This window comes from Streptomyces sp. BoleA5 (assembly GCF_000373665.1).
Taxonomy (GTDB): Bacteria; Actinomycetota; Actinomycetes; order Streptomycetales; family Streptomycetaceae; genus Actinacidiphila.
The window spans coordinates 99,039-123,350 of sequence record NZ_KB892146.1; the positions used below are offsets into that span (position 1 = coordinate 99,039).

The 24,312-nt window shown below is 71.8% G+C and carries 19 protein-coding genes; 8 read left to right on the forward strand and 11 right to left on the reverse strand.

The window, feature by feature from the left end; all coding sequences use genetic code 11:
- Nucleotide 1 precedes the first annotated feature (1 nt).
- From B085_RS0136125 to B085_RS0136135, 3 genes are all read right to left on the reverse strand, one after another.
- Nucleotides 2–2,359 carry an FxsB family cyclophane-forming radical SAM/SPASM peptide maturase gene (locus B085_RS0136125; protein WP_037733168.1) on the reverse strand — a complete coding sequence of 786 codons (2,358 nt, stop codon included), beginning with the start codon at nt 2,357–2,359 and terminating at the stop codon, nt 2–4.
- A 32-nt stretch (nt 2,360–2,391) separates the two neighbouring features.
- Nucleotides 2,392–2,589: a hypothetical protein gene (locus B085_RS0136130; protein WP_018563473.1), complete on the reverse strand. Its 198-nt coding sequence runs from the start codon at nt 2,587–2,589 to the stop codon at nt 2,392–2,394.
- Nucleotides 2,590–3,081: 492 nt separating this feature from the next.
- Nucleotides 3,082–4,464 (reverse strand): C4-dicarboxylate transporter DctA, encoded by a 1,383-nt coding sequence (locus B085_RS0136135; protein WP_018563474.1) that lies wholly within the window; start codon nt 4,462–4,464, stop codon nt 3,082–3,084.
- 143 nt (nt 4,465–4,607) lie between these two features.
- Between B085_RS0136135 and B085_RS0136140 the strand changes: the two genes are divergently transcribed.
- Both B085_RS0136140 and B085_RS0136145 read left to right on the forward strand, forming a co-directional pair.
- Nucleotides 4,608–6,242: a sensor histidine kinase gene (locus B085_RS0136140; RefSeq protein ID WP_026251809.1), complete on the forward strand. Its 1,635-nt coding sequence runs from the start codon at nt 4,608–4,610 to the stop codon at nt 6,240–6,242.
- The gene (locus tag B085_RS0136145) at nt 6,239–6,922 is read left to right on the forward strand and encodes a response regulator (protein ID WP_018563476.1); all 684 of its coding nucleotides are present in this window, start codon (nt 6,239–6,241) and stop codon (nt 6,920–6,922) included. Before B085_RS0136140 ends, B085_RS0136145 begins: the two co-directional genes overlap by 4 nt.
- Nucleotides 6,923–6,952: 30 nt before the next feature.
- Here the strand turns inward: B085_RS0136145 and B085_RS0136150 are convergent, their stop codons facing one another.
- Nucleotides 6,953–7,978, reverse strand: coding sequence for an ATP-dependent 6-phosphofructokinase (locus B085_RS0136150; protein WP_018563477.1), 1,026 nt, complete (start codon nt 7,976–7,978; stop codon nt 6,953–6,955).
- A 158-nt stretch (nt 7,979–8,136) separates the two neighbouring features.
- Between B085_RS0136150 and pta the strand changes: the two genes are divergently transcribed.
- From pta to pyk, 3 genes are all read left to right on the forward strand, one after another.
- Nucleotides 8,137–10,215 carry a phosphate acetyltransferase gene (pta, locus tag B085_RS0136155; RefSeq protein WP_018563478.1) on the forward strand — a complete coding sequence of 693 codons (2,079 nt, stop codon included), beginning with the start codon at nt 8,137–8,139 and terminating at the stop codon, nt 10,213–10,215.
- Between the two features lie 23 nt (nt 10,216–10,238).
- Nucleotides 10,239–11,390, forward strand: a complete 1,152-nt coding sequence (locus B085_RS0136160; protein WP_018563479.1) for an acetate kinase — start codon at nt 10,239–10,241, stop codon at nt 11,388–11,390.
- Nucleotides 11,391–11,498: 108 nt separating this feature from the next.
- On the forward strand, nt 11,499–12,923 hold the full coding sequence (gene pyk / locus B085_RS0136165) for a pyruvate kinase (protein ID WP_018563480.1): 1,425 nt from the start codon (nt 11,499–11,501) through the stop codon (nt 12,921–12,923).
- A gap of 115 nt (nt 12,924–13,038) precedes the next feature.
- On the opposite strand, the gene B085_RS0136170 is transcribed toward pyk, so the two are convergent.
- From B085_RS0136170 to B085_RS0136185, 4 genes are all read right to left on the reverse strand, one after another.
- The gene (locus B085_RS0136170; RefSeq protein WP_018563481.1) at nt 13,039–14,301 is read right to left on the reverse strand and encodes a hypothetical protein; all 1,263 of its coding nucleotides are present in this window, start codon (nt 14,299–14,301) and stop codon (nt 13,039–13,041) included.
- Entirely contained in the window at nt 14,291–14,902 is a 612-nt protein-coding gene (locus B085_RS0136175; protein WP_018563482.1) for a DUF6114 domain-containing protein, read from the reverse strand. Before B085_RS0136175 ends, B085_RS0136170 begins: the two co-directional genes overlap by 11 nt.
- Nucleotides 14,903–14,993: 91 nt before the next feature.
- Complete coding sequence (locus B085_RS0136180) at nt 14,994–15,617, reverse strand: DUF6230 family protein (RefSeq protein WP_018563483.1); 624 nt, start codon at nt 15,615–15,617, stop codon at nt 14,994–14,996.
- 619 nt (nt 15,618–16,236) lie between these two features.
- A complete protein-coding gene (locus B085_RS0136185) occupies nt 16,237–17,196 on the reverse strand; it encodes a tetratricopeptide repeat protein (RefSeq protein ID WP_078620223.1) in 960 nt (319 codons plus the stop codon).
- Between the two features lie 192 nt (nt 17,197–17,388).
- On the opposite strand from B085_RS0136185, the gene B085_RS0136190 reads away from it, so the two are divergent.
- Both B085_RS0136190 and B085_RS0136195 read left to right on the forward strand, forming a co-directional pair.
- Complete coding sequence (locus tag B085_RS0136190) at nt 17,389–18,006, forward strand: TetR/AcrR family transcriptional regulator (RefSeq protein ID WP_018563485.1); 618 nt, start codon at nt 17,389–17,391, stop codon at nt 18,004–18,006.
- A 202-nt stretch (nt 18,007–18,208) separates the two neighbouring features.
- Nucleotides 18,209–19,348: a DUF3103 family protein gene (locus B085_RS0136195; protein ID WP_018563486.1), complete on the forward strand. Its 1,140-nt coding sequence runs from the start codon at nt 18,209–18,211 to the stop codon at nt 19,346–19,348.
- Nucleotides 19,349–19,449: 101 nt separating this feature from the next.
- Here the strand turns inward: B085_RS0136195 and B085_RS0136200 are convergent, their stop codons facing one another.
- From B085_RS0136200 to B085_RS0136210, 3 genes are all read right to left on the reverse strand, one after another.
- Nucleotides 19,450–21,150 (reverse strand): acyl-CoA mutase large subunit family protein, encoded by a 1,701-nt coding sequence (locus B085_RS0136200; RefSeq protein ID WP_018563487.1) that lies wholly within the window; start codon nt 21,148–21,150, stop codon nt 19,450–19,452.
- Between the two features lie 152 nt (nt 21,151–21,302).
- The gene (locus B085_RS0136205; protein ID WP_018563488.1) at nt 21,303–21,638 is read right to left on the reverse strand and encodes a DUF3817 domain-containing protein; all 336 of its coding nucleotides are present in this window, start codon (nt 21,636–21,638) and stop codon (nt 21,303–21,305) included.
- Between the two features lie 59 nt (nt 21,639–21,697).
- Nucleotides 21,698–22,204, reverse strand: a complete 507-nt coding sequence (locus tag B085_RS0136210) for a MarR family winged helix-turn-helix transcriptional regulator (RefSeq protein WP_018563489.1) — start codon at nt 22,202–22,204, stop codon at nt 21,698–21,700.
- Nucleotides 22,205–22,621: 417 nt separating this feature from the next.
- On the opposite strand from B085_RS0136210, the gene B085_RS0136220 reads away from it, so the two are divergent.
- On the forward strand, nt 22,622–24,247 hold the full coding sequence (locus tag B085_RS0136220; RefSeq protein WP_018563491.1) for a M4 family metallopeptidase: 1,626 nt from the start codon (nt 22,622–22,624) through the stop codon (nt 24,245–24,247).
- The last annotated feature ends 65 nt before the right edge of the window (nt 24,248–24,312 follow it).

The window sequence follows — 24,312 nt, forward strand, 5'->3', positions numbered from 1 at the left end:
CTCAGACCCCGTTCAGTTCGGAGAGCCAGGGGGCGACGGTGCGGGCCATCCCGTCGGCGAACCGCTTGCCGAGCGGGGTGAGCGATCCGCTGCCGGCCAGCCGGTCGACCGCCTCCGCCGTCTCGCGGGTCCACCGGGCGAACGGCGCCGCCGCCCCCGGGACGCCCCGGCGGGCCAGCGCGCGCCAGTACTCGGCGACGGCGACATGGGCGTACGTCCCCTGCAGCAGCCCTTCCAGCGGGCGCGGATCGGGGCGCCACGGGGCGTGGAAGAGGCGGGTGTCCTCCGGGTCGTACAGGTCCATCAGGTCCAGTACGGCACCGAGCTTCACATGCTGGAACTCGTGGGCGACCAGCAGGGCCAGGGTGTCCGGTGACGCGGGCCGCGCGATGCCGACCGCGCCGAACGCCTGCCGGGCGGCCCCGCTGACGTCGCTGCCGTCGCCCGGCGGGACCAGCGGGGTGACGGTGCCGAGCCCGGCGGCCAGGCCCGGTGCGTAGCGGGGCAGTTCACGGCCGATGAAGTCCCAGGCGGCGACCAGGTCCTCGTGCCAGGCCTTCACCTCGGCCTCGCCCTGCCGGGGCACCGGGGGCCACTGGTGGGCGTCGCGGTAGCGGTCGGTGTCCTCCAGCGCCACGCTCCAGCCGGCCGGGCCGACCCGCCGTACGGGGTGCCACCGCGCGTCCCCCGGGCCGTGCACGTCGATCCGTACGGTGCCGCCCGCGGCGCTCACGGAGAAACCGTCGGCGGTGGCGGTGACCTCGGCGTCCTCGCCGTCGGCGGCGCCGACCAGGACGCGGCCGAGGCCCGGCAGCCGGACCGCGCCGTCGTGCACGGGCACCCGTACCGCCGCCCCGTACCGGCCCGCGGCCCGCACCACGGCGGCGGCCGCGAACTCGGCGAGCCCCGCCACGTCCGCCCCGCGGTCGCCGCCCGTCTCCAGGCAGTGCCGGGCCCACGTCCGTACGTAGGGGTGGCCGAGCACCTTGTCCAGGGCTTCCGGCGCGGCCTCGTCGACCTCGGCGAGCACCCGCCAGACCGCGGCGGTCCTGCCGTCGCGGGGAGCACGCTCCCAGACGGCCGTGAGCAGCCCGCGGGTGTGCTCCAGCTGCTCGGCGGCGAGCGCGGCGACGGTCGCGGCGTCGCCGTAGCCGGCGGCCAGCTGGTCGATCCAATCCTCCGTCAGGGGGGACTGGGGCTGCTGCCCCGACGCGGTGCTCACCGGGTTCTCCCGTTCCGTCTCCTCGGCCTCGCGGATGCCGAGGATCAACTCCATCAGGTCACCGCAGTACACGGACGGATTCGCGAATCCCGTCCCGGTGCGGTAGCGGTGCGCGTACAGTCCCCCGCCGCAGACGTCGACGACCGGGCAGCGGCGGCACTCGTCGCACAGCCCCTCCTTGCCCTGCCGCCGCGCCGCGATGCCGGGGTGGGCGGCGACCTCGTCCAGGGAGTGGGCGAACACGTCCATCCCGGTGGCCGGTGCGCCGTCGTAGGCGGTCTTGAGCGAGTCCGCCTGCTCGAAGCCGCCGTCGGTCTCGATGACGACGAGGTCGACCGGATCGGTGCCGATCGACTCGACGAGGCTGCTCCCGCCGCGCAGCATCCGGCGCACGGAGTCGAAGACCCGCACCGGGACCGGGCGTCCCTCGGCCGTCCAGCGGCCGTGGACGGCCAGCAGCCACTGCGCGTAGGGCGCCGGGGTACCGCCGGGACGCGTGGGCGGGACGTCGTGGGTGGCGTGCGGCAGCAGGAAGTCGACGCGGGGCGGTTCGAGCGCCATCAGGGCCTCGTACACCGCCAGTGGGTCGTTCTCGACGTCGATCGTGCAGAGCAGTCCGCCGAAGAGATGGCGGTAGCGCGGCTCGCGGAGCAGCCCGATCGACGCCACCACGCGGTCGTAGCTGCCCCGCCCGTCGGCGAACCGCCGGTGGCGGTCGTTCTCGGCCCGGCCGCCGTCGAGAGAGACGCCGACCGAGATGCCGAACTCGTCGAAGACGTCGCAGAACCGCTCGTCCAGGAGCACGGCGTTGGTCTGGATGCCGAGCTCGAGGGCGCACACTCCGTCGAGCGCCCCGCGTAAGGCGGCGGCGGCCCGGCGGATCCGTGCCGGCCCGGCCAGGAGGGGTTCTCCCCCGTGGAACACCACCTGGACGGCCGGGATCCGGTGCGCCGAGGCGTGCTCGGCGATCCGTGCCGCCACGCGTTCGACGACCTCGTGCGGCGTGGCGCGGATCCGCGCCTTCCAGCTGGTGTCGGCGTGCTCGTAGACGTAGCAGTGGTCGCACGCCAGGTCGCACCGGCTGTGCAACTTCAGTACGAACTGCGACAACGCCCTGGTCGGCGCCGGTGTCTCCATGGCTGCGGCCCGGACCCCCGAGTCGGTCGGGCCTACTTGCTGCTGAACGACTGGAAGGCCGCGACCGGGACGTTCCCGGCGGAGGCGGCGGCGGGCATCACGCGGCTGAGGGTCGGCGAGGCGTGCGAGCTGCCGCGGGAGGCGAGCTCCGCCAGCGGGATCCTCCGCCGCGTCTGCGAGCGCCCGGCCAGGACGTCGTTCTCGGCCATCACGGTGGGGGTGGCAGTCATAGCGGGGACCTCGTTCACTCGGGGTGCGTTGGCGCGCGCACACCATTTGTCCGGAATGCGGCAAATATCTCATCCCGGACACAGAAAGGCGACGCACACGCATAACGAGCGAGCCGTGACAAGTGCACGTTTTCGTCAAGTCCAGCAGGCACGCGTACTCCCCACCCCCCATGGCCGGGCCGTGTGATTATCTCCCTTATGCAGGGCGGTAGTTGAGAAGTTTCCCGATTCGAGACCAAGTTTCTGGAGCGGAACGAGCGCCGCTCGGCACCCGCCCCCTCGTCACGGCATCCGGCGTGTCGTGGCGCAGGCCGCGCGCCCAGCGCACGAGCCCTGTGCGCCCGCTCCCTCACCGGCTCCCGCGCGCCCGGCCCACTCTGGCGGAAATTCGCGCCGCACCATGGGCCGACCGGGTGAACCCCGCACAAATGCGGGTCCCGCCGGGCGGAGGGGGGATCCGCCCGGCGGGACCGTTCTGGGGGTGACGGCAGGTCAGGCCGTCTTCACCGGCTCCTTGCCGGTGTCCGTCGGCTCGGCCGGCGCGGCCGGTTCGGGGGCCGCGCCGTGGCCGTCGTCGACGAGCGTGGTCTCGTCGAAGGGCAGCTCGCCGGCGAACACCCGCCGGGCCTGCTCACGGTCGAACTCCTTGGTCCACGTGCCGATCAGCACCGTGGCGACCGCGTTGCCCGCGAAGTTGGTGACGGCGCGCGCCTCGCTCATGAAGCGGTCGATGCCGACGATCAGGCCGACACCGTCGACCAGGGCCGGCTTGTGCGACTGCAGCGCGCCGGCGAGGGTCGCCAGGCCCGCGCCGGTGACGCCGGCGGCGCCCTTGGAGGCGACCATCATGAACAGCAGCAGGGTGATCTGCTGGCCGAGGGAGAGCGGCTGGCCCATCGAGTCGGCGATGAACAGCGAGGCCATGGTCAGGTAGATCATGGTGCCGTCGAGGTTGAAGGAGTAGCCGGTCGGCACGGTGATGCCGACGACCGGACGGCTGACGCCCAGGTGCTCCATCTTGGCGATCAGGCGGGGCAGCGCCGACTCCGAGGAGGAGGTGGAGACGATCAGCAGGAACTCCCGGCCGAGGTACTTCAGCAGCTGGAAGAGGTTGACCCCGGCGAAGAAGCGGAGCATCAGGCCGAGCACGACCACGACGAAGATCAGGCACGTGACGTAGAAGCCGAACATGATCGTGGCGAGCGCCTTGAGGGCGTCCACGCCCGCCGAGCCGACGACCGCAGCGATCGCGCCGAAGGCACCGATCGGGGCCGCCCACATGATCATGGACAGCACGCGGAAGACCAGCTTCTGGATGTGGCCGACACCGCGCAGGATCGGCTCGCCCGCCGGCCCCATGGCCTGCAGGCCGAAACCGACCAGCAGCGCGACCAGGAGGGTCTGCAGCACCTGCCCCTCGGTGAAGGCGGAGACCAGGGTGACCGGGATGATGCTCAGCAGGAAGTCCGGCAGGGTCTCGGCCGGGGCGTCCTTGGCCTGCGCCTGGCCCACGTCCTTGAGCGCGTCGGTCAGGTGCAGCCCCTCGCCGGGCTGGAGGATGTTGCCGACCACCAGGCCGATGGCCAGGGCGACGAACGACATCACCACGAAGTAGCCGAGGGCTAGGCCGCCGACCCGGCCGACCTTGGCGGCCTGGCGGACCGAGCCCACGCCGAGCACGATCGTGCAGAAGATGATCGGCGAGATCATCATCTTGATCAGGTTGACGAACCCGGTGCCTATGGGCTTCAGCTCGACGGCCGCGTCGGGCGCGACCATGCCGAGCACGGCGCCGGCGATCGCGGCGACGAGCACCGCGATGTACAGGAAATGGGTGCGGTCCCTGCGACCTTGGGTACGGCTCTGTACCGGCACTGACACCTTCGTCTCCTCGGTCCACCCGGACGCCGTCCCGGGACGTCCGCGATTGGATAGGTCCCGGTGACTATGCGCCCGTGCAGTGAGCCAGGTCACGTTTGCGTTCATTGTGTTCGCGGGACCTGTGCACACTGGTGGGCATGCCGCTCCCGACCCGCCTCCGCCACCCCCGGCCGCGCCGCCGTGCGCGCAGCCTGGCGGGCCAGTTGTTCGCGATGCAGGTGGTCATCGTGGCCATGGTGGTCGCGGGCATCGCGGTGCTCGTCTACGTCAACGCCGCCGAGCGCGCGGAGGACGCCGCGGAGGACCGGGTCACGGCCGCCGCGCTGGCGGTGGCCGACGCCCCCTCGGTCGCGGCGGCGATCCGCGGCGAGGACCCCACCGCCGCGCTCCAGCCGTACGCCGAGCAGGTCCGGCGGGACACCGGCGTCTCCTTCATCACGATCATGAGCCCGGACGGCATCCGCTGGACGCACCCCGACACCCGGCAGATAGGCCTCCCCTTCCTCGGGCACATAGAAGGCGCACAGCGCGGCGGCACCTTCACGGAGACGTACACCGGCACGCTGGGCGCGTCCGTACGCGTGGTCACCCCCGTCCTCGACGACGGCCGGATCATCGGCCTGGTCAGCGTCGGCATCACGCTCGAGGCCATCACCGACCAGGTGCGGGACCAACTGGCGGCGCTCATCGGGATCGCCGCGGCGGCCCTGGCGGTCGGGGGCCTGGGCACCTACCTCGCCAACGCCCGGCTGCGCCGCCACACGCACGGCATGGCCGCGGACGAGCTGAGCCGCATGTACGACTACCACCAGGCGACCCTGCACGCGGTGCGCGAGGGCCTGATCCTGCTGGACGCCGACCGCAGGGTCGCTCTCTGCAACGACGCCGCCCGCGAACTGCTGGGCCTGCCCGGGGACGTGGTGGGCTCCTACGTCGCCGACCTCGGGCTGCCCGCCTCGCTGACCGGCGCGCTGCTGGCGGCCGAGCCGCGGGTGGACGAGGTGCACCTGACCGCGGAGCGGGTGGTGGTGGTCAACACCTCGCCGGTGCGCGGCGGGGAGCGCCGCGGCACCGTGGTGACCCTGCGGGACCACACCGACCTGCAGTCGCTCACCGGCGAGCTGGACTCCGTGCGCGGTTTCGCCGAGGCACTGCGCTCGCAGGCGCACGAGGCCTCCAACCGGCTGCACGCGGTCGTCTCGCTCATCGAACTGGGCCGCACCCAGGAGGCGGTGGACTTCGCCACCGCCGAACTGGAGCTGGCCCAGGCGCTGACCGACCGCGTGGTGGCCGCGGTGGCGGAACCGGTGCTGGCCGCGCTGCTGCTGGGCAAGGCGGCCGAGGCGAACGAGCGCGGCGTGGAGCTGACGGTCACCGGGGACAGCCGCATCGACGACGGGGTGCTGCCCGCCTCGCTGACCTCCCGGGACCTCGTCACCCTCCTGGGCAACCTGGTCGACAACGCCCTGGACGCCGCCATCGAGGGGACCGCGCAGTCGGCGGCGCGCCCGCACGTCGAGGTCACCGCCCGCGCCGACGACGACGAGCTGCTGCTGAGGGTCACCGACAGCGGGCGGGGGGTGGACCCGGCGGTGGTGCGCGAGGTCTTCCTGCGCGGCTGGACGACCAAGAGCCACGGGCACGGCCTCGGGCTCGCGCTCGTCGAGCAGACCGCCCGTCGCGCGGGCGGCACGGTGGACCTGGACCGGGCGGTGGGCGGCGGCGCATCCTTCACCGTACGGTTGCCGCTGCGCGGGGAGGTGCGGACATGATCAAAGTGCTGGTCGTCGAGGACGACCCGGTGGCGGCGGACGCCCACCGGCTGTACGTGGACCGGCTGCCGGGGTTCACGGTGGCCGCGGTGGCCCATTCCGGCGGCGCGGCGCTGCGCGCCCTCGAACGCCACCAGGTGGACCTGATCCTGCTCGACCTCAACCTGCCCGACGGTCACGGGCTGCAGGTGGTGCGCACCCTGCGGGCGGCCGGGCACACCGCCGACGTGGTGGCGGTGACCTCGGCCCGCGATCTCGGCGTGGTGCGGCAGGCCGTCTCGGTCGGGGTGGTGCAGTACCTGCTGAAGCCCTTCACCTTCCCCACCCTGCGCGACCGGCTGGAGCGCTGGGCGCGCTACCGCGACGAGCTCGCCGGCGGAGAGGCCTCGGGGCAGGACGAGGTGGACCGCGCGCTGGCGGCGCTGCGCAGCCCGGAGGGCTCCGTGCTCCCCAAGGGCCTCAGCGGCCCCACCCTGGAGGCGGTGACCACGGCGCTGCGGGAGGCGGCGGAGGGCCTGTCGGCGAACGGGGCGGCCCAGGCCGTCGGCGTCTCACGGATCACCGCCCGCCGCTACCTGGAGCACCTGGTGGAGACCGGCCGCGCGGTCCGCGCCCCGCAGTACGGCCAGGTCGGCAGGCCCGAACTCACCTACCGCTGGGCCCCGCAGCGCCGTCCGTGAGCCGCCGGGCCGAACGCGGGTGACGTACCGTCAGAAGACCGACTCCGCCTCCTGCATGCGGTCCTCGGGCACCCGCTTGAGCACCATCACCGCGTCGGCGAGCGGCACCAGGTCCACCGCGGTGCCGCGCAGCGCCGTCATGCAGCCGAAGGCTCCCTTGTGCGCGGCCTCCACGGCGTGCCAGCCGAAGCGGGTGGCCAGCACCCGGTCGTACGCGGTGGGGACGCCGCCGCGCTGGACGTGGCCGAGGATGACGGGGCGCGCCTCCTTGCCCATGCGCTGCTCGAGTTCCGCGGCGAGCCGGGCTCCGATCCCGGCGAAGCGCTCGTGGCCGTAGGCGTCGATCTCGCCGTGGGCGTACGGCATGGTGCCCTCGGCGGGGTGGGCGCCCTCGGCGACGCAGACCACGGCGAACTTCTTGCCGCGGGCGAAGCGCTCCTCGACCATCGCGACGAGGTCGGCGGGGTCGAAGGGGCGTTCCGGCAGGCAGATGCCGTGGGCGCCGCCGGCCATGCCGGACTCCAGGGCGATCCACCCGGCGTGCCGGCCCATGACCTCGACGACCATGACGCGCTGGTGGGACTCGGCGGTGGTCTTGAGGCGGTCGATGGCCTCGGTGGCGACGGTGACGGCGGTGTCGAAGCCGAAGGTGCGGTCGGTGGCGGAGATGTCGTTGTCGATGGTCTTGGGGACGCCGACCACCGGCATTCCGGCCTCGGCGAGCAGCCGGGCCGCGGTGAGCGTACCCTCGCCGCCGATGGGGATGAGGACGTCCAGGCCGTAGCCGGAGCAGATGGTGCGCCAGTTGTCGGCGGCCTCGTGGAGACGTGCGCGTTCCAGCCGGGAGGAGCCCAGGATGGTGCCGCCCCGGGCGAGGATGCCGCTGACGGAATTGAGGTCGAGCGGACGGTAGCGGCCCTCCAGCAGGCCCTTGAAGCCGTCCTCGAAGCCGATGACCTCGTCGCCGTGGTAGGTCAGCGCGCGGTGGGTCACCGAGCGGATGACGGCGTTGAGCCCGGGGCAGTCGCCGCCGGCGGTGAGGACTCCGATGCGCATGGCGCTCCACGCTCCCTCCGTCGCGTGTACGGTCGCCTTTTCGCATCGTAGGTCCGCACCGCACCCGCCGCGCGCCATACGCACACCGAACGGTAATGTCAACAGATGTCCGCCACCCGACTGGGTGGAGCACGCCCGGGCAGGAACGGAGAGAGCGCGTGACGCGCAGCGTGTACGTAACCGGTATCGGCAGGGGGGACGGCCGCCAGGTCGTCGAGCTGGGCGTGATGGAGCTGCTGACCCGGCAGGTGGACCGCGTCGGGGTGTTCCGGCCGCTCGTCCACGACACACCCGACCGGATGTTCGAGCTGCTGCGCAGCCGCTACCGGCTCACCCAGGACCCGGCGACCGCCTACGGCCTGAGCTACGAGGAGGCGGCCGCGCTCCAGGCCGAGCAGGGCCGGGACGCGCTCATCGCCCGCCTCGTGGACCGCTACCACCTGGTGGCCGCGGAGTTCCCCACCGTGCTCGTCCTCGGCTCGGACTTCCACGAGACCAACCTCCCCGGCGAGCTGGGCGTCAACGCCCGGCTGGCGAACGAGTTCGGCGCCTCGGTGATCCCGGTGGTCGGCGGCCGCGACCAGAGCGCCGACTCGGTGGTGGACGAGGTCCGCAACGCGCACCAGGCGTACAGCGGGCTGGGCTGCGACATCATCGCCATGATCGCCAACCGGGTGCCCCCGCAGGTGCTGGAGGAAACCGCGACGCGGCTGCGCCGCCGGCTCCCGGTGCCCTCGTACGTCCTGCCCGACGAGCCCGCGCTGTCGGCCCCCACCGTCTCCCAGGTCGTCGAGACGCTCCACGCCGAGGTGCTCCTCGGCGACCACGGCGGGCTGTCCCGGGACGTGATGGGTTTCGTCTTCGGCGGGGCGATGCTGCCGACCTTCATCCGCGCGCTGACCCCCGGCTGCATGGTGATCACCCCCGGCGACCGGGCGGACCTGATCATCGGCTCGCTGGCCGCGCACTCCGCCGGCTCCCCGCCCATCGCCGGCATCCTGCTCACCCTGGACGAGGTGCCCGGCCCGGAGATCATGGCCCTGGCGGCGCGGCTGGCCCCCGGCACGCCGGTGATGTCGGTGCCCGCCGGCAGCTTCCCGACCGCCGCCGAGCTCTTCGCCCTGGAGGCGCGGCTGGGCGCGGCCACCCCCCGCAAGGCGGAGACGGCCCTGGGGCTCTTCGAGAAGCACGTGGACGGTCCCGAGCTGACCGAGCGGCTGTCGGTGGTCCGCGGTGAGCGCGTCACCCCGATGATGTTCGAGCACGAGCTGATCGAGCGGGCCCGCTCCGGCCGCCGCCGGGTGGTCCTGCCCGAGGGGACCGAGGAGCGCATCCTGCACGCGGCCGAGGTCCTGCTGCGCCGGGACGTGTGCGACATCGTCCTGCTCGGCGACGAGGACGCGATCCGCAAGCGGGCCGGCGAGCTCGGCGTCAACGTCGACGTGCCCGGCTGCACCCTGACGAACCCTCAGACCTCGCCGCTGCGCGAGAACTTCGCCGAGCTCTACGCCAGGCTCCGCGCCCACCGGGGCGTCAGCTACGAGCTGGCGTACGACGTCGTGGCCGACGTCTCCTACTTCGGGACGCTGATGGTCGAGCAGGGCCTCGCCGACGGCATGGTCTCCGGCGCCGTCCACTCCACGGCGGCGACGATCCGCCCGGCCTTCGAGATCATCAAGACCGCTCCGGGCGCGTCCATCGTCAGCTCCGTCTTCTTCATGTGCCTGGCCGACCGGGTGCTGGTGTACGGCGACTGCGCCGTCAACCCGGACCCGGACGCCGAGCAGCTGGCCGACATCGCGATCCAGTCCGCCGAGACGGCCGCCCAGTTCGGGGTCGAGCCGCGGGTGGCGATGCTGTCGTACTCCACCGGCACCTCCGGCTCGGGCGCCGACGTGGACAAGGTGCGCCGGGCCACCGAACTGGTCCGGCAGCGGCGCCCGGAGCTGCTGGTGGAGGGCCCGATCCAGTACGACGCGGCGGTCGACGCGAAGGTCGCGGCCACCAAGCTGCCGGACTCGAAGGTCGCCGGGAACGCCACCGTGCTGATCTTCCCGGACCTCAACACGGGCAACAACACCTACAAGGCCGTGCAGCGTTCGGCGGGCGCCGTGGCGGTCGGCCCGGTGCTGCAGGGTCTGCGCAAGCCCGTCAACGACCTGTCGCGCGGCGCGCTCGTCCAGGACATCGTCAACACCGTCGCCATCACGGCCATCCAGGCCCAGGGCGACCGGTGACCGGCCACAACAGGGAAGGCAACGTGACCGCCACCCGCGTACTCGTGCTCAACTCCGGCTCCTCGTCGGTGAAGTACCAGCTGCTGGACATGGCCGACGGCAGCCGGCCGGCGGCCGGGATCGTCGAGCGGATCGGCGAGCCGGGCGGGGCCGCGGACCACGCCGAGGCGCTGAAGACCGTCGCGGACGAGCTCGCCGCCCGCGACCTCGGCCTGGACTCCCCCGAACTGGCCGCGGTGGGCCACCGGGTCGTGCACGGCGGCACGCGCTTCACCGCGCCGACGCTGATCGACGACGAGGTGCTCGCCGCCGTCGAGGAACTCGCGCCGCTGGCCCCGCTCCACAACCCGGCGAACGTCACCGGCATCCGGGTCGCCCGCGACCTGCGCCCGGACCTGCCGCAGGTCGCCGTCTTCGACACCGCCTTCCACTCCACGATCCCGGAGCAGGCCTACCGCTACGCGATCGACCGGGAGACCGCCGACGCCCACCAGGTGCGCCGCTACGGCTTCCACGGGACCTCGCACGCGTACGTCTCCCGCGCCACCGCGCGGCTGCTGGGCAGGAACCCGGCCGAGGTCAACGTCATCGTGCTGCACCTGGGCAACGGCGCGTCCGCCTCCGCCGTGCGCGGCGGGGAGTGCGTGGAGACCTCGATGGGGCTCACCCCCCTGGAGGGCCTGGTGATGGGTACCCGTTCGGGGGACCTGGACCCGGCCGTGGTCTTCCACCTGGCCCGCGTCGGCGGGATGCGGGTGGCGGAGATCGACACCCTGCTCAACAAGCGCTCCGGCCTGCTCGGCCTGTGCGGCGACAACGACATGCGGGAGATCGCCCGCCGGATGGCCGAGGGCGACGCGGCCGCGCAGCTCGCCTTCGACGTCTACGTCCACCGGCTGCGCAAATACGTCGGCGCCTACACCGCCGTGCTGGGACGGGTCGACGCGATCGCCTTCACGGCGGGCGTCGGCGAGAACTCCGCGGCGGTCCGGGCCGCCGCCATGGACGGCCTGGAGGCTCTGGGCGTCGAGCTGGACCCGGTGCGCAACGCGGTGCGCGGCAGCGCCGCCCGTGTGGTGTCGGCCGGGGGCAGCCGGGTGGTGGTCGCGGTCGTCCCCACCGACGAGGAGCTGGAGATCGCGCAGCAGACGTACTCGCTGGTGACCGGCCGGTGACTCGTCGAGGCCGCCGCAGGCTCTACTCTATGGCCGCCGTCCGCACCGTCCATGCCTCCCCCGCACGGGAAAATTCCGGAGCGGAACAAACCCGATAGGATCGTCGTCATGCGCCGAGCGAAAATCGTCTGCACCCTGGGTCCCGCCGTCGACTCCTACGACCAGCTGAAGACGCTGGCCGAGGCCGGAATGAACGTGGCCCGCTTCAACTTCAGCCACGGCAGCCACGCCGAGCACGAGGAGCGCTACCAGCGGGTGCGCAAGGTCTCCGCGGAGACCGGACGTGCCATCGGCGTGCTGGCCGACCTCCAGGGGCCCAAGATCCGCCTGGAGACCTTCGCGGACGGTCCCGTGGAGCTGGTCGCCGGTGACGAGTTCGTCATCACCACCGAGGACGTCCCCGGTGACAAGACCATCTGCGGCACCACCTACAAGGGCCTGCCCGCCGACGTCCGCGCCGGCGACCCCGTCCTGATCAACGACGGCAACGTCGCGCTGCGCGTGATCGAGGTCGAGGGCCAGCGGGTCCGCTGCCTGGTCGTCGAGGGCGGCGTCATCTCCGACCACAAGGGCATCAACCTGCCCGGCGCCGCGGTCAACGTCCCCGCCCTGTCCGAGAAGGACATCGAGGACCTGCGCTTCGCCCTGTACATGGGCGTCGACATGGTGGCGCTCTCCTTCGTGCGCGACGCCAAGGACGTCCGCGACGTCCACCGCGTCATGGACGAGGTCGGCCGCCGCGTGCCGGTCATCGCCAAGGTCGAGAAGCCGCAGGCGGTCGAGAACATGGAGGACGTCGTCGCCGCCTTCGACGGCGTCATGGTGGCCCGCGGCGACCTGGCGGTGGAGTACCCGCTGGAGAAGGTCCCGATGGTGCAGAAGCGGCTGATCGAGCTCTGCCGCCGCAACGCCAAGCCGGTGATCGTCGCGACCCAGATGATGGAGTCGATGATCACCAACTCCCGTCCGACCCGCGCCGAGGCCTCCGACGTCGCCAACGCGATCCTGGACGGCACGGACGCGGTCATGCTCTCCGCGGAGTCCAGCGTCGGCAAGTACCCGATCGAGACCGTGAAGACGATGTCGCGGATCATCGAGGCGGCCGAGGTCGAACTGCTCAAGCAGGGCCTGTGGCCGCTCGAGGGCCGCAAGCCGCGCACCCAGGGCGGCGCCGTCGCCCGCGCCGCCGCCGAGCTCGCGGACTACCTGGACGCCAAGACCCTTGTCGCCTTCACCAAGTCCGGCGACACCGCCCGCCGGCTGGCCCGCTACCGCGTGCCGCAGACGGTGGTGGCGTACACGACCGACGAGTCGACCCGCAACATGCTGGCGCTCACCTGGGGCGTGCAGACCACCGTCGTCCCGCACGTGAACACCACCGACGAGATGGTCGAGATCGTCAACGAGGAGATGCTGAAGCTCAGCGACTACACCGAGGGCGATACCGTGATCATCACGGCCGGCTCCCCGCCCGGCGTCCCCGGCACCACCAACCTGGTGCGGGTCCACCACCTCGGCCACCGCGCGGTCTGACCGGCCGCCCGGACACGGGAACGGCGGAGGGCGCCTCCCCTTGCGGGGACGGCGCCCTCCGCCGTTTCCTCGTGCGGCTCCCGGAGGGGTCCTCCGTGCGGGCGGGCCGGTTCGCTCAGTCCGCGGTGTTGTACACGTGCATGCCGGGGACCTTCAGCGTGCCGCCGAACTGACCGGCCTGCTCGACCGTCACGTTGGTGAAGAAGGCGGCCGGCACGTTGATCGGAGGCGGGGTGTCCGGGGTGAACTCGATGGGGATGAGCCCGAAGAGGTTGCCCTTCAGCGACTCGGTGTACATCGTCACCGTGCCGTTGCGGATCGTCGAGGTGCTGCCCTTGCGGGCGTCCACGTGCCCGACGGTGCCGTTCGGCCCCACGACCTCCTGCCGCAGGTCCTTGATGTCCACGCCGGTGGCGGTGAACTTCAGGACCTTCTTGACCTTTCCGCTCCAGGTCTTGACCTCGACGATGCCCTTGTAGTCGAGCCCGGTCAGGGTCAGCAGGCTGCTGCGCAGGACCCAGGGGTCGTCCGGCAGCAGCGACTGCGTCTCCTGGTAGGCGGCGTCCGCCAGGGCCTGCGCGTCGTGGGTCGGGCACGGGAACGGGGTCTTGCCGTCCTCCGACACGGCCGGCGAGCTCTGCGAGGGGTTCGGGGTCTGCGTGACCTCACCCGTCGTCTCCGAGAGCTTCTCGACCGCCTCCGACACCGACTTCTTCAGCGTGTCGGTGGTGTCCCCGGCCTTCTTCACCGTGCCCGTCGAGGCGCTCGGCCCGGGAGCGGCCGAGGTCGCGCCCGGGACGGGGGTCGTGCTCGGCGAGGGGGTCGCCGTGGCGGACTCCTCGCTCTCCTTGTCGAGGCCCAGCAGGTCGCCCAGGGCGTCACCGACGCCCAGCGGGTCCAGCGGGTTGCTCTGCTTGGTCGCCGACGGCGAGGCGGACGGCTCGGGCGCCGTCGTCCCCGCGCCACCGGAGGAACCGCCGCCGCTCTCGTCGCCCTTGCCGCCCCCGTCACCGGAACCAGGGGATCCCGACGAGGGGCTCACGGACGGGGTGGGGGTCTCGGTCGGGGACTTGGTGGCCCCGCTCGACGGGGTGACGCCCGGCCTAGCGGACTCCGACGGTTCGTCGGGCTGCTCGACGCACTTGGTGCCCGAGAACGGGTTCTTCGGCAGTTCGTCGGCGGAGGCCAGCCTCGGGGTCAGTCCCATGCCCATCAGGACCGCCGTCGGCATCGCGGCCAGGGCTATCGCCTTGCCCGCGGGCATCTGCAGCTTGGTCAGCAGCGACTTCCTCGGTGCCGCGTGCCGCGGCCCCGTTCTCTCACGGGTGCCGCTGCCGGCGGCGACCCCGGAAGCGGGCTGGACCTCATCACCCCGCACTGTGCCTCCCGTTCGCGTCTACGGTCTCGGCGCCGTCCACCGGGTGCTGCGGGGCGGTCGCCGCCTGGTCGCCGGCCGGGTCGGCCTGGTACTCGCCGTAGGCCGCCGCGTAGGGGGAGCCGGGCGGCGGCACATAGCCGGCGTCACCGTCGTCACCCTTGCCGCTGCCGGGCAGTTCCGCCGGGTCCGCGCCGCCGTCGGCGGGCGGTACGCCCGGGGCCCAGGAGACGGCGAGGGCGCCGCCGATCAGGCCCAGCAGGAAGCCCATCACGAAGCCGCCGAAGTTGGAGACCACCAGCGACACCAGCGCCAGCAGGATCGACGCGACGCCCGAGAAGACCCGCACCGCCGACTGGAACCACATGGTGAGGCCGAGTACGACCAGCAGCACGCCGATGATCAGCGAACCGGACCCGGCCGTGGTGGCCATGGTCAGGCTCAGCGCGCCGAGTGAGAGATGGGCGTACGGGAAGTACGCGATGGGCAGACCGGCCAGCAGCGTCAGCAGGCCCGCCCAGAACGGCCGCTGCCCGCGCCATACGCGGAAGCGGAACCGCCAATAGCCGAACCGGCCCCTCAGTCCGTGTGTCTCGGCGCTCATGGAAAACAGCTCCCTGGGACTGGCGTTCTGGAAAGAGTCGGGGGTGAGGAAGGTGAGGGGCATCCCGTGCCCCCCACCCCCTCTGGTCAGGCTAGAAGCACTCGTACTTCGCGCCGGAACCCATCTTCACCGACATGCTCAGCCCGCTGAGCTTGAAGGTGCCCGCGCTGGTCGCCCACGCGGTCTGCTCGACACCGGTGAGGTGGGCCTTCCGGGCCTCCTGCGCGAAGGAACCGGGGACGATCTTGTCGCCGGCCTTCACTCCGGGACCCTGCTGGGTGTCCTCGGCGGCGACACCGATGTTGATATCGGTGAACTCCGCGTCGGCGTCGAGCTGGTCGAGGTCGATGTAGAGGTTCTTCGCCTCGACCTTCTTGCCGTTGTTGCCGGCACCCAGCTTCAGCGTGACGTCGCCGATCGGCGTCGGCACGACCACGGACTGGCACAGTCCGGTGATCGTGGCCGAGTCGAACGCGGAGACCGCGACCGGGATCGGCTTGCCGCCGTGCTGGATGTCCAGGGCTCCGTACTGGACGAAGCCGTCACCGTCCAGGTCCTGGGCCTTGACCTTGAACTGCTGGCCGGAAACGCTGAACGACGCGGCGAGCGCGCCCTGACCCAGGGCCACGCCTATCGCCGCGGTGGCAGCGATGCTGGGCACCATGACGACGGCGAACCGCTTCCATCTGGTACCGCCGCGGATGAGCGACTCCATGACTTTCCTCCTTCTCGGACGTACATCTCCGGCCGGAATCGTGGGGATTGCGGCGGGATGGGAGAAGTGCTACGTCCTCGGGAAGGAGAGCGCCGTATCGACGGCCGTCACGCGGGTAAGAGCGGACGACACTGTCCGAAAATCGGCGATCACCCCCGAGCGACAACCACACGGCCACGCTCTCGCGCAACCTGCTGGACAGGCCCCGCCGGACGGCGGAGACCCCCCTGTCCGCGGTCCGCGTCCACTGCTGGCACAGCTTCGGCGTCCCGGCCCGGTGGGGACCCGCGCACGAATCGGACGGCTGGATGCCGACTTCTCGGCGACGGACCGGGCTTGGCCGATCGTGGTCCATTCGGCGCCGCTGCACAAGGGGCGTCGTTACTAGCGGGTAACGGTGCGATAACCCAGAAGTTATGGTCTAGACCACAACGGTTACCGTACGTAGTTGCGATGAGGGTGTGAAAATCGCCCACCGGGTAACAGATGCGGACAGAGTCCTGTCACTCTCTTACCGGAAGTAACAGCGGCCGCGCTTCATCAAGATTTGGTAAAGCGCGGCCGGTCCTGCGCCGGGCTCGAAATGGCTTTCGAAGCACGGCCACCTTACGTGATCAGGTCAGAACAGCACTCGCGCGAGGGCCGCGCGGGCGGCCGTCACCCGGGGGTCGTCGGCACCGATCACCTCGAACAGCTCCAGCAGCCGCAGCCGCACGGTCTCGCGGTCCTCGCCGACGGTGCGCCGCACGGTGTCCACCAGCCGGCCGAAGGCGTCCTCGACATGGCCGCCGACCAGGTCCAGATCGGCCACGGCGATCTGCGCCGCCACGTCCGCCGGCGCGTCGGCCGCGGCCTTGCGGGCGGCCTGCGCGTCGGCTCCCTCCACCCGCCGCAGCAACTCGGCCTGCGCCAGGCCCAGCTTCGCCTCGGCGTTGGACGGGTCGTCCGAGAGCACGTTGCGGTACGCCTGGATCGCGCCACCGAGGTCGCCCTGGTCCAGCGCGTCGTGCGCCGCCGACAGCGCGATCTCCTGCGCGGTGGGCGGCCGCTCCTCGGCCACCGGCACCTCGGCGCCCTCCTCGGCCGGCACGCCCGTGATCCCGAACCGCTGCTCGGCCACGGCGACCAGCTGGTCCAGCACCTCGCGGATCTGGTCCTCGGGAGCGGCGCCCTGGAAGAGCGGCATGGCCTGGCCGGCCAGCACCGCGAACACCGCGGGAATGCCCTGTACGCCGAACTGCTGCACCAGCAGCTGGTTCGCGTAGACGTCGATCCTGGCGACGACGATCCGGCCCGCGTAGGTGGCGGCGAGCCGCTCCAGCGTCTCCTGCAACTGCACACTCGCGTCCGCGCGGTCGGTCCAGAAGTGGACGACGACCGGGACCTCGGTGGAGCGCTGCAGGACATCGCTCTCGAAGGTGGCCTCGGTGACCTCGGTCACCAAGGCGGGGGCGGCGGGCGCTCCCCCGTTGCGGGCGGCTTCCGCGCGGGCCTGTTCGGCCTTCGCCTTGGCCTCGCCGGCCGCCTTGACAGCGGCGAGGTCGACCACGCCGCTCATGGACATGTTCCGTGGCTGCATGAGACCAATCCTCCCCCCTCGTCGCGGTTCCCGGGGAATCGCCCCCCGAAAGCGCCACCTGCGGCACGCGGCGATGACGCGCCGCCCGACGCGAAGTCCCCGACTCGCGCGCGGTGGCCGCCACCCTTTCGATACGCCCCGTAGCGTAACTGCAGGGTCGCGCGCCGCGCAACGGGGATAGGGTTCCCAGCCATGTGCGCGCGTGAAACAGGCAGAAGGACCGGACGTCCCCGCAGCGCGGAGGCCGACCGGGCGATCCTGGACGCCGCACGGCAGGCCCTGGTCGAGCTCGGCTGGGGCAAGCTCACCATGGGCGACGTCGCGGCCCGCGCGAGGGTCGCCAAGACCACCCTCTACCGGCGCTGGGCGAACAAGAACGAACTCGTCGTGGACGCGGTCGCCGTCCTCTTCGACGAGCTCGAACTGCCCGACCGCGGCAGCCTGCGGGCCGACGTGGAGGGCGTGGTCCTGCAGTTCGCGGCCCTGCTGGAGCAGCCCGCCACCAGGACCGCGCTCATGGCCGTGGTCGCCGAGGCCACCCACGACGACGGGCTGCGGCGGCGGATCCGGGCGGCGATCGTCGACCGGCAGAAGCGCCTGGTCGTCGAGGGCCGCCGACGGGCCCAGGCACGCGGGGAGATCCCGCCGGACGACGGCGACCCCACAGCGCAGGTCGACCTCATCTTCGACGTCATCGCGGGGGCCGTGGTGCACCGCGCGCTCGTCAGCTGCGAACCGGTGGACGCCGACTGGGCGGCCCGCTTCACCACCGTCCTGCTGGGCGGCCTCGCCGCGGCCTCGGCGATCTAGCCGTCGCCGGGAGTTCGACTGATCTTCCACCGCGGAAACCTCGACACCCCTTGCCCGTATGGCATGTCATCGTCATGCTTACCGACGGGTCATCTACTCGCATAGACAACCCGGCGGCCAGGCATGGCCGTTGCTCGGCGTTCCCTCGTTCCACCCTGTCAGCGCGCCCATTGATCGCTCGCCCCCAGGAGGATCGATCCACGTGAGACACCCTCACCCCGGCCGGCGCGGCGTCGTCGCCACCGTCGCCGCCTCGCTGATCGCCCTGACGGCCGCACAGAGCGCCACCGCGCTCCCCGCGACCGCCGCCCCGCGTGCCCACGCCCCGTCGTCCGCCGTCACCGTGGCGGAGGACCAGGCGGCGCGCGCCATCGCCGGTTCCCTCTCCGACGCCTCGTGGAGCGCCCGCGTCCGCCACGCGGCGCTGTCCTCGGACGAGGTGGCCGTCACCGAACTCGCAGGCAAGCAGTTGCGGCCCGCGCTCGCCGACGCCGACCGGCGGATCGCCGCCGCCAAGGGCCTCGGCGCGGACGTCGGTTCCCTGCTGCGGCTGCGGCTCGGGGACGACTCGATGCGCGCGGCGCTGGCCTCCGGTGTCACCCCCTGGGTGGCCGCGGCCAGTTCCGACGAGGACGTCCGCACCGTCACCGCCTACGACAGCCGGGGCCGGGCCCACCGCCTCGACGCCCGTACCGCCCCCACCCACCCGGTGTACGTCGTCGACATCGACGGCTCCAAGGCGCTGGCCGCGGGCCTGGACGTCCTGCGGGGCGAACTGGACCGCCAGGGCCTGACGTCCTCCGAGCGGCGCTCCGCGGCGCCGTCCTCGACGTCGGCCTCGACGGCCGCGGCGGGCTTCTGGACCACGCGCATCACCCAGGTCCGGCTCTCCGACGACGAGGAGCCGTGGGTCAAGGGCGACGCCGAGATCTACACCCTCGTCACGGGCTTCGGCCTCGACGGGGTCGTACGGGTCGACCCCGTCGACATGCCGTACCTGGACAACGACGGGACGACGTACAGCCCGAACCAGATCCTGGTCAACTGGTCGCTGTACAAGTACAACCTCGCCGACGCCGTGATGATGGAGGACGACGGCAGCACCAACTACCGCGACCTGGCGAAGGCCATCGCGGGGGTCCTGCTGACCATCGCCGACCAGGGCGCCTACATCCCGCTGGTGAACGCGGTCCTGGACGCCGTCCCGGACGACTGGTGGACCGACGACCCGGACTACGTCGACTCCTGGTACACGCTGGCCCGCAGCGACAACGGCACCCGCAACGGCGCTCGCGGCAACGGCTGGATGACCCTGCAGCCGTACTTCGTCGAGCAGTTCTGAGCCGTGTGTCCGCGGCCCCCGGGCTCCGGGGGCGGCGGACACGACGGATGGCGGGGCCCGTCGGGAACACGCGCTGTTCCCGACGGGCCCCGCGTCGTCCGTCAGAAGCGGGCGGGCTCGGTGTAGCTGCCCCACTCGTCGCGCAGGGCGCCGCAGATCTCGCCGAGCGTGGCCTCGGCCCGCACCGCGTCCAGCATCGGCCCGATCATGTTGCCGCCGTCCCGGGCGGCGGCCAGCATCGCGTCCAGTGCCTTGCGGACGGCGGCGTCGTCGCGCTCGCCCTTGCGGTCGGCGAGCACGCGGACCTGCTCGCGCTCGACCTCGTGGCTGACCCGCAGGATCTCCAGGTCGCCCGTCACGGAGCCGGTGTGGCAGTTGACGCCGACGACCCTCTTGTCGCCCTTCTCCAGAGCGCGCTGGTACTCGAAGGCGGCCTCGGCGATCTGGCCGGTGAAGTAACCGTCCTCGATGCCGCGCAGGATGCCCGAGGTGATGGGGCCGACCGGGTGCCGGCCGTCCGGCACCGCGCGGGCGCCGAGTTCCTTGATCTTGTCGAAGATCTTCTCCGCGTCCGCCTCGATGCGGTCGGTCAGCGCCTCGACGTACCAGGAGCCGCCCAGCGGGTCGGCCACATTGGCGACGCCGGTCTCCTCCATCAGCACCTGCTGCGTGCGCAGCGCGATCTCCGCCGCCTGGGCACTGGGCAGCGCCAGCGTCTCGTCCAGCGCATTGGTGTGCAGCGAGTTGGTGCCGCCGAGGACCGCGGCCAGGGCCTCCACGGCGGTGCGGACGACGTTGTTGTACGGCTGCTGAGCGGTCAGCGAGACGCCCGCGGTCTGGGTGTGGAAGCGCAGCCACTGCGCCTTGTCGGTCGTGGCGCCGTACACGTCGCGCATCCAGCGGGCCCAGATCCGGCGCGCGGCGCGGAACTTGGCGATCTCCTCGAAGAAGTCCAGGTGCGCGTCGAAGAAGAAGGACAGGCCCGGCGCGAAGGTGTCGACGTCCAGCCCGCGGGACAGTCCCAGCTCCACGTAGCCGAAGCCGTCGGCGAGTGTGTAGGCGAGTTCCTGCGCGGCCGTGGAGCCGGCCTCGCGGATGTGGTAGCCGGAGACCGACAGCGGCTTGTACGCGGGGATGCCCGCCGCGCAGTGCTCCATCAGGTCGCCGATCAGGCGCAGGTGCGGCTCGGGGGCGAACAGCCACTCCTTCTGCGCGATGTACTCCTTGAAGATGTCGGTCTGCAGGGTGCCGTTGAGCACGGCGGGGTCGACGCCCTGGCGCTCGGCGGCCACCAGGTACATGCAGAAGACCGGCACCGCGGGGCCGGAGATCGTCATGGAGGTGGTGACGTCGCCCAGCGGGATGTCCTTGAACAGGACCTCCATGTCGGCGGCGGAGTCGATGGCGACACCGCAGTGGCCGACCTCACCCAGCGAGCGGGGGTCGTCGGAGTCGCGGCCCATGAGGGTGGGCATGTCGAAGGCGACGGACAGGCCGCCGCCGCCCGCCTCCAGGATCATCTTGTAGCGCTCGTTGGTCTGCTCGGCGTTGCCGAAGCCCGCGAACTGGCGGATCGTCCACGTACGGCCCCGGTAACCGGTCGGGTGCAGTCCGCGCGTGAAGGGGTACTCGCCGGGCCAGCCGATCCGCTCGAAGCCGGGTACGCCCTCACCCGCGGGCGGGCCGTACACGGGCTCGACCGGATCGCCGGAGAGCGTGCTGAAGTCAGCCTCGCGCTTGCGCGCGGCGTCGTAGCGCGCCTGCCAGCGGCTGCGCCCCTCCTCGATGGCTGCAGCGTCCATGCCGTGTCTCCGCCTCTCTCGCCTACCGGGCGCGTCCCCGTAGCACGAGGATGGCCCCTACAAGGCGAAAATACTAGGACGTCCTAGTATTTGTCGACGCCGAATCCTCCCGTCCACTGAGGGAGGGGAGGAAACCGCAGGTCAGGCGAGTGTCAGACCTTGACGGGTTCACCCGCGGGCACCACCAGCGGGGTGACCTCGCGGCTCACCTTGCGCTCGACGAAGAACGCGGCGGTGGGGATCGTGCCGGCCAGCAGCACCCAGGCCAGCTTGCCGATCGGCCACTTCGCCTTGGAGCCCAGGTCGAAGGCGAAGACCAGGTAGAGGACGTACAGCCAGCCGTGGGCGATGCTGACGACCTTGGTGAAACCCGCGGCGCCGTCGATCTCCAGCACGTACTTGGCGATCACGCCGATGGTCAGCAGCACCAGCAGCACGCCCGTCACGTAGGCGAGCGTGCGGTACCGGGTCAGAACACTCTGCTTCATGCGAACGAGCGTAACCGCTGCGATTCCGGCACCCGCCACGGCCCCGGCCGTGGCGGGTCTCACTCCTCGAAGTCCCCAGCGGCTATGCGCAGCGGTCGCAGCAGGTCGAAGATCTCCGCGCACTCCTCGTCGTCGTACGCGCCGAGCCCGAACTTCATCCCCATGAGGTCCTCGGTGGCCGCCTCGCACACCTCGCGGCCCTTGGCGGTGATGGAGGCGAGCGTGCCGCGGCCGTCGTTCGGGTTGGGCCGCTTGGCGACGAAGCCCGCGGCGACCAGGCGGTCGACGGTGTTGGTGACCGAGGTGGGGTGCACCATGAGGCGCTCGCCGATCTTGGACATCGGCAGCTCGCCCTCCTTGCTGAAGGCCAGCAGCACCAGCGCCTCGTAGCGGGCGAAGGTCAGCCCGTACGGCTTGACGACGGAGTCGACCTGGGAGAGCAGGATCTGCTGGGCGCGCATGATCGACGTGATCGCGACCATCGAGGGCACACGCCCCCAGCGCCGGGTCCAGATCTCGTCGGCACGGGCGATGGGGTCGAAGGGCAGGCTCAGCGGCTTGGGCACAGGCCCGAGCCTACCCGTCGGTCACATGCTGGGCAGCAGCGTCTCGCGGGGCGGGACGGCGTCGTCCACCGGCGCCATGGTGCGCGTGATCGTACGGCGGTTTCCCGTCACACGTATTACCGCGATGTTTCAGCCATCCAGAACGCGGATCGTGACCGGAAAGCCGCCCTCCCCGGGGAGGGTTTCCCCTACGCGCGGGACGGAGTTGTCACCCTTTGGGCCGGGAGATGGCCGCATGGGCCGGGGTCGCCGTCACGCGAACCGGCCAAAGGATGAAATGCACCTGTCATTAACCCTCCGTTCGGTGCGAGGCTCCTTGCCGCGCGGAACACCGCGCACCCCCCACACGGCCCCGGTCACCCACATGCCCGGGGTCCTCGCCCGTCGCCCCCACGCGACGGGAGCCAAGGAGTCACATTGCGCAAGAAGCTGGCATTCGGCACGCTCGCCGCCGCCTCGGCGCTCCTGGCCGGCGGTCTCCAGTCCCTCGCGGCGAACGCCCAGAGCGCCCCCACCGCCCAGGGCATCGCCGCCACCCACGCACAGGCCCTGTCCGACGCCCGCGGCGAGGCCGCCGGCCTCGCCGGGAGCCTCGGCCTGGGCGACCGCGAGCAACTGACCGTCAGGGACGCCGTCGTCGACCCCGACGGCACCCGTCACCTGCGCTACGACCGCACCTACGCCGGCCTGGAGGTGCTCGGCGGCGACCTGGTGGTGCACCAGGACAGGAGCGGCGCCACCCGGTCCGTCTCGCGCGCGGCCACCGCGAGAATCGCGCCCGCCACGCTCACGCCCTCCGTCACGGCCGCCGCCGCCCGGGAGAAGGCCACGGCAACCGTCAAGGGCCTGCTCAAGACCCCGCTCGTCAAGGGCGAGGAGCCGCTGAAGGCGGTCGGGGCGGCCGCCGCCCCCGAGAAGGTCGTCTGGGCCGTCAGCGGCACGCCCCGCCTGGCGTACCGGACCGTGGTCCACGGCACCCAGGCCGACGGCACCCCCAGCGCGCTCAACGTCGTCACCGACGCCGCCACCGGCGCCGTGATCCAGGCCTACGAAGGCATCCAGACCGGCAGCGGGACCGGCGTCCACGTGGGCTCGGTCCAGCTCACCACCACGAAGTCCGGCAGCACCTTCACGCTCAAGGACGCGAGCCGCGGCGGCATCTACACCACGGACCTGAACAACCGCACCAGCGGCACCGGGACCACCTTCTCCGACGCCGACGACGTCTGGGGCAACGGCTCCCCCTCCAACCGCCAGTCCGCCGCCGTGGACGCGCAGTTCGGCGCCGCGGCGACGTGGGACTTCTACAAGAACACCTTCGCCCGCTCCGGCATCCGCAACGACGGCAAGGGCTCCCTGTCACGCGCCCACTACGGCAGTAACTACGTCAACGCCTTCTGGGACGACAGCTGCTTCTGCATGACCTACGGCGACGGCTCGGGCAACACCCACCCGCTGACCGCCCTCGACGTCGCGGGCCACGAGATATCCCACGGCGTCACCAGCGCCACGGCGGGCCTGACCTACTCCGGGGAGTCCGGCGGCCTCAACGAGGCCACCTCCGACATCTTCGGCACCATGGTGGAGTTCTACGCGAACCTGCCCTCGGACACGCCCGACTACCTCATCGGCGAGAAGATCGACATCAACGGCGACGGCAGCCCGCTGCGGTACATGGACAAGCCGTCCAAGGACGGCGCCTCCGCCGACTACTGGTCGTCCTCGGTGAAGAACCTCGACGTCCACTACTCGTCGGGCGTGGCCAACCACTTCTTCTACCTGCTCTCCGAGGGCAGCGGCGCCAAGACCGTCAACGGTGTCGCCTACAACAGCCCGACGAAGAACGGCTCCACCGTCACCGGCATCGGCCGCGCCAAGGCCGCCGCCGTCTGGTACCGCGCGCTGACGGTGTACTTCACCTCGTCCACCAACTACGCCAAGGCCCGCACCGCGACCCTGAGCGCGGCCAAGGACCTGTACGGAACCGGCTCCGCCGAGTACAACGCGGTCGCCGCCGCATGGACCGGGGTCAACGTCAGCTGACCCAGGACCGTTGACCCGACCGGCGCCCCATCACTCGTGGTGCCGCGGACCGCCCCATACGGTCC

What these genes read in the sequence shown, in the direction of transcription:
- B085_RS0136125 (WP_037733168.1), bottom strand. Translation starts at nt 2,359, where the DNA reads ATGGAGACACCGGCGCCGACCAGGGCGTTGTCGCAGTTCGTACTGAAG.
- B085_RS0136130 (WP_018563473.1), bottom strand. Translation starts at nt 2,589, where the DNA reads ATGACTGCCACCCCCACCGTGATGGCCGAGAACGACGTCCTGGCCGGG.
- B085_RS0136140 (WP_026251809.1), top strand. Translation starts at nt 4,608, where the DNA reads ATGCCGCTCCCGACCCGCCTCCGCCACCCCCGGCCGCGCCGCCGTGCG.
- B085_RS0136145 (WP_018563476.1), top strand. Translation starts at nt 6,239, where the DNA reads ATGATCAAAGTGCTGGTCGTCGAGGACGACCCGGTGGCGGCGGACGCC.
- B085_RS0136150 (WP_018563477.1), bottom strand. Translation starts at nt 7,978, where the DNA reads ATGCGCATCGGAGTCCTCACCGCCGGCGGCGACTGCCCCGGGCTCAAC.
- pyk (WP_018563480.1), top strand. Translation starts at nt 11,499, where the DNA reads ATGCGCCGAGCGAAAATCGTCTGCACCCTGGGTCCCGCCGTCGACTCC.
- B085_RS0136175 (WP_018563482.1), bottom strand. Translation starts at nt 14,902, where the DNA reads ATGAGCGCCGAGACACACGGACTGAGGGGCCGGTTCGGCTATTGGCGG.
- B085_RS0136180 (WP_018563483.1), bottom strand. Translation starts at nt 15,617, where the DNA reads ATGGAGTCGCTCATCCGCGGCGGTACCAGATGGAAGCGGTTCGCCGTC.
- B085_RS0136185 (WP_078620223.1), bottom strand. Translation starts at nt 17,196, where the DNA reads ATGCAGCCACGGAACATGTCCATGAGCGGCGTGGTCGACCTCGCCGCT.
- B085_RS0136190 (WP_018563485.1), top strand. Translation starts at nt 17,389, where the DNA reads ATGTGCGCGCGTGAAACAGGCAGAAGGACCGGACGTCCCCGCAGCGCG.
- B085_RS0136200 (WP_018563487.1), bottom strand. Translation starts at nt 21,150, where the DNA reads ATGGACGCTGCAGCCATCGAGGAGGGGCGCAGCCGCTGGCAGGCGCGC.
- B085_RS0136205 (WP_018563488.1), bottom strand. Translation starts at nt 21,638, where the DNA reads ATGAAGCAGAGTGTTCTGACCCGGTACCGCACGCTCGCCTACGTGACG.